At 70.2% G+C, this 6,076-nt stretch carries 6 protein-coding genes; 4 read left to right on the forward strand and 2 right to left on the reverse strand.

The annotated features are described in order from the left end of the window. Positions 1-194: 194 nt before the first annotated feature. The 3 genes from AB0305_RS22325 to AB0305_RS22335 all read left to right on the forward strand — a co-directional run bounded on the left by AB0305_RS22325 (position 195) and on the right by AB0305_RS22335 (position 2,639). Complete coding sequence (locus AB0305_RS22325; protein WP_290257221.1) at positions 195-758, forward strand: NADPH-dependent FMN reductase; 564 nt, start codon at positions 195-197, stop codon at positions 756-758. A 114-nt stretch (positions 759-872) separates the two neighbouring features. Further along, positions 873-2,165: a PLP-dependent aminotransferase family protein gene (locus tag AB0305_RS22330; RefSeq protein WP_364138299.1), complete on the forward strand. Its 1,293-nt coding sequence runs from the start codon at positions 873-875 to the stop codon at positions 2,163-2,165. Positions 2,166-2,207: 42 nt separating this feature from the next. Continuing rightward, on the forward strand, positions 2,208-2,639 hold the full coding sequence (locus tag AB0305_RS22335; protein WP_290257219.1) for a universal stress protein: 432 nt from the start codon (positions 2,208-2,210) through the stop codon (positions 2,637-2,639). A gap of 40 nt (positions 2,640-2,679) precedes the next feature. On the opposite strand, the gene AB0305_RS22340 is transcribed toward AB0305_RS22335, so the two are convergent. After that, positions 2,680-4,281 carry an AMP-binding protein gene (locus tag AB0305_RS22340; RefSeq protein ID WP_364138296.1) on the reverse strand — a complete coding sequence of 534 codons (1,602 nt, stop codon included), beginning with the start codon at positions 4,279-4,281 and terminating at the stop codon, positions 2,680-2,682. 233 nt (positions 4,282-4,514) lie between these two features. On the opposite strand from AB0305_RS22340, the gene AB0305_RS22345 reads away from it, so the two are divergent. Beyond that, a complete protein-coding gene (locus AB0305_RS22345; RefSeq protein WP_364138461.1) occupies positions 4,515-4,853 on the forward strand; it encodes a hypothetical protein in 339 nt (112 codons plus the stop codon). Positions 4,854-4,946: 93 nt separating this feature from the next. Here the strand turns inward: AB0305_RS22345 and AB0305_RS22350 are convergent. After that, a partial coding sequence (locus AB0305_RS22350) for a dihydrolipoamide acetyltransferase family protein (RefSeq protein WP_366174079.1) occupies positions 4,947-6,076 on the reverse strand: 1,130 nt, incomplete at its 5' end.

The raw sequence follows: 6,076 nt of genomic DNA on the forward strand, positions 1-6,076 counted from the left end.
GCCTGCCGGCGGCCGCGGGCAGGCCGGCGCCGGGCGCGGACCCCGGCATGCCGGGGCGGAGGGGGATGTGGCTCACGCTCCACATCCTAGCGGCCGGGAATAATAAACGGACCGCAGTCCGTTTACCTCCGCGAAGGCCTCCGGGCCGGTTCCATCAGCCACGCGCCGCCCCCGGCGCACACGAAGGAGACTCCATGTCCAGCACCACCGTCCTCACCCTTGTCGGCAGCCTCCGCGCCGGCTCCACCAACGCCCAGCTCGCCGAGGCGATCCAGCTCAACGCACCGGAACAGGTGGAGGTCGTGATCCACGACAGCCTGGGCGACATCCCGTTCTACAACGAGGACATCGACGTCGAGGGCCAGGTTCCCGCCGCCGCGGCCGCCCTGCGCGCGGCCGCCAGCGAGGCTGACACGCTGCTCCTGGTCACCCCCGAGTACAACGGCACCGTTCCCGCCCCGCTGAAGAACGCCATCGACTGGCTGTCCCGCCCGTTCGGCGCCGGCGCCCTCAACGGCAAGCCCACCGCCGTCGTCGGCACCGCCTTCGGCCAGTACGGCGGCGTCTGGGCCCAGGACGAGGCCCGCAAGGCCGCCGGGATCGCCGGCGCCCGGGTCCTCGAGGACGTCAAGCTCGCCGTCCCGGGCTCCATGGTCCGCTTCGCCGAGGTCCACCCCAAGGACGACGCCGAGGTCGTGGAGCAGATCAAGGGCGTCTTCCAAGCCATCGAAGAGGCCCGCACCGCCGACGCGGCGTAGTCTCCCCTGCCCCGGAAGCCCCCGGCCGGCCGCTGGCTGCCGGGGGCTTTCGTGTGCGCGCGATCTTGTGAACAAAAGTTTTCCCTATAACAACAAGCGCTGTATCCTGAGGGTGTGACCCACGAAACACTTGATGCCGCCGGCGCCGTCCTGCCGGCCGAGGCCATTGACGCAATCGAACGCGCGGCTACGTCCGCCCACCGCCACGAGGAACTCTTCTCGGAGCGCGCAGCAAACATCAAGCAGTCGGCCGTGCGGGACGTCTTTGACATCTCCCTCCGGCCCGGGCTGGTCTCCCTCGCCGGGGGCAGCCCGTACCTCCAGTCCCTCCCCCTGGACCGGCTCGCGGAATCGGCGGCCCGGATCATCGCCGAGGAGGGCCTGACCGCCCTCCAGTACGGCGGCGGCCAGGGCACCGAGGAACTCCGCCGCCAGATCTGCGAGGTGATGGCCGCCGAGGGAATCCTCGACGCAGCCCCAGAGAACATCGTCATCACGGCGGGCTCCCAGTCCGCCCAGGACGTGGCCACCAAGGTCTTTTGCAACCCCGGCGACGTCGTCCTGGTGGAGGACCCCACCTACGTCGGCGCGCTGAACACCTTCGAGGCCTACCAGGTGGAGGTGGCCACCATTCCGATGGACGGCGACGGCATCGTCCCGGAGCAGCTGGAGGCCAGGATCCTCGCCCTGCAGGCCGAGGGCAAGAACATCAAGTTCCTCTACACCATCCCCAGCTTCAACAACCCCTCCGGCATCACCCTGGCCGCCGAGCGCCGGCAGCGGGTCGTGGATATATGCCGTAACGCGAATATCATCATCCTGGAAGACAACCCCTACGGGCTGCTGCGCTTTGACGGCCACCCGCTGACGCCGCTGCGGGCCGGGAACCCGGACGACGTCATCTACATGGGGTCCTTCTCCAAGATCTTCGCCCCCGGCCTGCGGATCGGCTGGGCGCTGGTCCCCGCGCACCTGCAGCGCCGCTACTACCTGGCCTCCGAGGCGGTCACCCTGTGCCCACCGACGCTGAACCAGATGCTGGTCTCGGCCTACCTCCGCGACTACGACTGGCAGGGCCAGATCGCCACCTACCGTGGCCTCTACCGGGAGCGGTGCGAGGCGATGCTGGCGGCCCTGGAGGAGTACATGCCGGAGGGGCTCAGCTGGACCCGGCCCGAGGGCGGCTTCTTCGTCTGGGTCACCCTACCGGCGGGCATCGACACCTACCCGCTGCTGCAGAAGGCGATCGACGCCGGGGTGGTCTTCATCCCGGGCGCCGCGTTCAGCCCCTCCGACGAGCCCTCGAACAAGCTGCGGCTCGCGTTCAGCGCCGTCCCGGCCGAGGCGATCGAGGAAGGCGTCCGCAGACTGGCGCCGGTCCTGCGGGAAGCCGTCGGGGCGTTGTAGCCTGAACTGATTGTCTGGCCCGCCTGAATTAGAGGAGACCTCATGTCCGGAATCATCGTCGTCGGCGTCGACGGCAGCGAGACTGCCCTGCGCGCCGCGCACACCGCGCGCGATTTGGCCGCCTCCCTCGGTGCCACCCTCCACGTCGTCAGCGCCTTCGACAGCGACCGGACGCAGGTGTTCGGCAGCGGCAGCGACCAGTGGATCGTCTCCGACGCCGGCGACGCCGAGACGGTCGCCAAAGGCGTGGCCGAGAAGCTGCAGTCCGAAGGCACCCCCGTGACCTACTCCGCGGCGCGCGGCAAGCCCGCCGAGGCCCTGATCCAGGAGGCCGAGCGCACCGGCGCCCGAATGATCGTGGTCGGCAACCGCCGGATGCGCGGCCTGGGCCGCGTGCTGGGGAGCGTTGCGAACAGCGTGGCCCACAACGCCCCCTGCGACGTCTACATCGCCAAGACCGACTCGCCGGAATAGCGGCGCCGGCCGCCCGGGCGGCTCAGGTTTTACGGCCGGCTCAGGCCTGCGGCGCCGGGTGCGGATTCTTCAGCACCCGGCGTAGGATCTTGCCCGACGCCGACTTCGGCACCGCGTCGATGAACTGCACCCGGCGGATCTTCTTGAACGGGGCGACCTTCGCGGCCACGAAGTCCTCGACGGCCACCTCGTCCAGCGCGTCGCCGTCGGGCCCGGGCTGGCGCACCACGAAGGCCATGGGAACCTCCTGGCCGTCCTCGTCGACGCTGCCGATCACGGCGGCGTCCGCGATGCCCGGGTGGGTCAGCAGCAGCGCCTCGAGCTCGGCCGGGGCGATCTGGTAGCCCTTGTACTTGATCAGTTCCTTGAGCCGGTCAACGATCGTGACCAGTCCGTCGGCGCGGACCGTGGCGATGTCCCCGGTGTGCAGGAACCCGTCCGCGTCCAGGGTGTCCGCGGTCTCCTGGGGCCGGTTCAGGTACCCGAGCATCACGTTCGGGCCGCGGCACAGCAGGTGTCCGGGGGCGCTCGTGCCCTCGGCGGGAATCTCGATCTCTTCCCCGCTGGCGGGGTCCACCAGGCGGCACTCCATGTTAGGGATGGTGTAGCCCACCGAGCTGACCGGAACGTCGTCGGCCTCTAGGGGCGTTACGTGTGAGATCGGGCTCATCTCGGTCATGCCGTAGCCCTGGAGCACCCGGCAGCCCAGGCGCTCGGCGAGCCGGGTGCCGAGTTCGCCGTCCAGCGGCGCCGCGCCGGACATGGTGGTGCGCACGGATCCGAGGTCGTACTCGGCCACCATGGGGTGCTTGGCCAGGGCCACGGCCACGGGCGGGGCGATGAAGAGGAAGCTGCAGCGCTGCTCCTGGATCAGCCTGAGGAACTCCGCGAGATCGAACCTGGGCATGGTGACCAGCCGGGCGCCCTCGCGCAGGGCCAGGTTCAGCAGCACCGTCAGGCCGTAGATGTGGAAGAACGGCAGGACCGCCAGGACCCGGTCCTCGGCGGTGACCTTGAGCAGGTTCCGGGACTGTTCGACGTTGGCCACCAGATTGCGGTGGCTGAGCATCACGCCCTTGGGCCGGCCGGTGGTGCCGGAGGAATAGGGCAGCACGGCGATGTGCCTGGCCGGGTCGAAGCTGACCTCAGGGGCGGGTTCCCCGGCGGTCAGCAGGTCCCGCAGCGAGGGGTGCCCCTCGGCGCCGTCGAGCACCACCAGCCGGTCGGCGGGAATGCCCGCCTCCTGCGCCGCGGCGCGTGCGGCCGGGAGCAGCGCCGAGACGGTGAAGAGCCAGTCTGCGCCGGCGTCGTCGAGCTGCTTGGCGGTTTCCTCGGCCGTGTACAGGGAGTTGACAGTGGTGACGGTGGCGCCGGCCCGAAGCAGGCCGTGGAAGACGACGGCGAAGGCCGGGGTGTTTGGGCAGAGGATTGCCGCGACGCCGCCGACGCCGAGGCCCCGGGCCGCAACGGCTCCGGCGACGGCGTTGACCCCGTCGCGCAGTTCCCGGTAGCTGGTCTCCGCGCCGCTGCTTCCGTCCACCAGCGCCACCCGGTCCAAGGCGGCGTCGTCGAGGCCGGCAAAAAGGTAGTCGTAGAGGCTGACGTCGGGAATGTCTACGGCGGGGAACGGACTCCGGAACACCACTATCTCCTTTGATCGGTGAGGACCGCACCGCGGCGGCTGGTGCCACTCTAATGCCGCGGGGCGCCGTCGGACAGGAGGGCGGCACTTTGACCGCCGTCACGGTGGCCCGTGGGCAGTCTCACCCGGCTCCGGTCCGGGCCGGCGGTCGGCGCGGCGGTAAAATGGGAGGTGCCCCCGACGGTGCGGACAGTCCTATCCGCCCACGTTTCCGGGAGAATCCTTTGCCTACCCTGCCTACATTGCAACGCCGCCAGCTCGTCGGGCATGACATCCTGCTGGCCCGCCACGGCAACCACATCAGCGCCATGCGCGTGGACCGCGCCGCCGGCCGCGTGGTGGCCTACCTCGACGACGGCAGCGTGGACTCGGCGCCGAACCTTATTTCCCCGTCGCTGCAGATGCCGGCGACGGTGCGCAGCGTGCTGCGGGAGGACTGGAAGTTTCTCTCCATCGTCACCGGCGCGAGCTTCGGCGTGGCCGGCATCATGTTTGCCGCGGCCATTGCCGTCGCGAACTGGGGCGGCAGCCGGGTCATCGGCCAGCTCCTCTCCGGTTACTCCGGAGCGTAGAGCCTCCAGGCGGTTCTGTCTGTCTAACGGGAAGGGGCGGGCGCTCGGGCGGGCGCCCCTTCCCGTTAGTCAGACCCGGTGAGTCGCGCCCGGTTAGTCGAGCAGCAGCGCCGGTTCCTCGAGGATCGAGGCGACGTCAGCCATGAAGCGGGCCGAGAGGTCCCCGTCCACCACGCGGTGGTCGAAGGAGCCGCCGAGCGTGGTGATCCAGCGCGGGATGACTTCGCCGTCCAGTACCCACGGCTTCTGCTTGATGGTTCCGAAGGCCACGATCGCCACCTCGCCCGGGTTGATGATCGGGGTGCCGGTGTCGATGCCGAGGGCGCCGATGTTGGTGATGGTCAGGCTGCCGCCCTGCATCTGGGCCGGCTGGGTCTTCCCGGCGCGGGCCGTGGTGGCCAGCTCGTTCAGCGCCAGCGCCAGTTCCTTGAGCGAGAGGTCCTGGGCGTTCTTGATGTTCGGCACCATGAGCCCGCGCGGCGTGGCCGCGGCGATGCCCAGGTTCATGAAGTGCTTGACGTGGATCTCCGCGGAGTCGCTGCCGTCCTTGGCGTCCACCCAGCTGGCGTTGACGCTGGGGTTTCGCGCCGCGGCCCAGATGACGGCCTTGGCCAGGATCAGCAGGGGCGAGACCTTGATGCCCTCGAAGTCGCGGGAGGCCTTCAGCCGCTTGACGAACTCCATGGTGCGGCTGGCGTCCACGTCGACGAAGATGCTCACATGCGGGGCGGCGAAGGCCGACTCGACCATGGCCCGGGCGGTGGCCTTGCGGACACCCTTGACCGGGATCTTCTCGATCCGCTGTTCCTGCGGCCGGCCGGTCTTGCCCCAGAAGGTGTCCGCCTTGTCCAGCTCGGCGTCGCGCTGCGCCTGGTAGCTGACCAGGTCCTCGCGGGTTACCTCGCCGCGGGCGCCGGTGGGGACGACGTCGGCCAGGTCGATGCCGAGGTCTCGGGCGATCTTCCGGACCGGCGGCTTGGCCAGGACCTTGGAGACGAGGCCGGTGATGGCTCCGCCGAGGGTGGGGCGCGGGTCGGCCCCGGCAACGGGCGCCTGGGGCCCGCGTCCGGAGTGGCTGACGGCTGCCGGGTCGATCCAGATGTCGTGCGACTCGACCGGCTCGGCGGGGGCTGCGGCCGCGGCGGTGGCCGCGGGGGCTGCGGGGGCGGAGGTCCGGCGGCGGCGCTTCACGGCGTCGGCCTTGGGGCCGGAGCCAACCAGCG

It is taken from the genome of Arthrobacter sp. NPDC080086 (assembly GCF_040702285.1).

Coding starts and splice junctions, on each gene's coding strand:
- AB0305_RS22325 (WP_290257221.1), top strand. CDS start 195: ATGTCCAGCACCACCGTCCTCACCCTTGTCGGCAGCCTCCGCGCCGGC.
- AB0305_RS22335 (WP_290257219.1), top strand. CDS start 2,208: ATGTCCGGAATCATCGTCGTCGGCGTCGACGGCAGCGAGACTGCCCTG.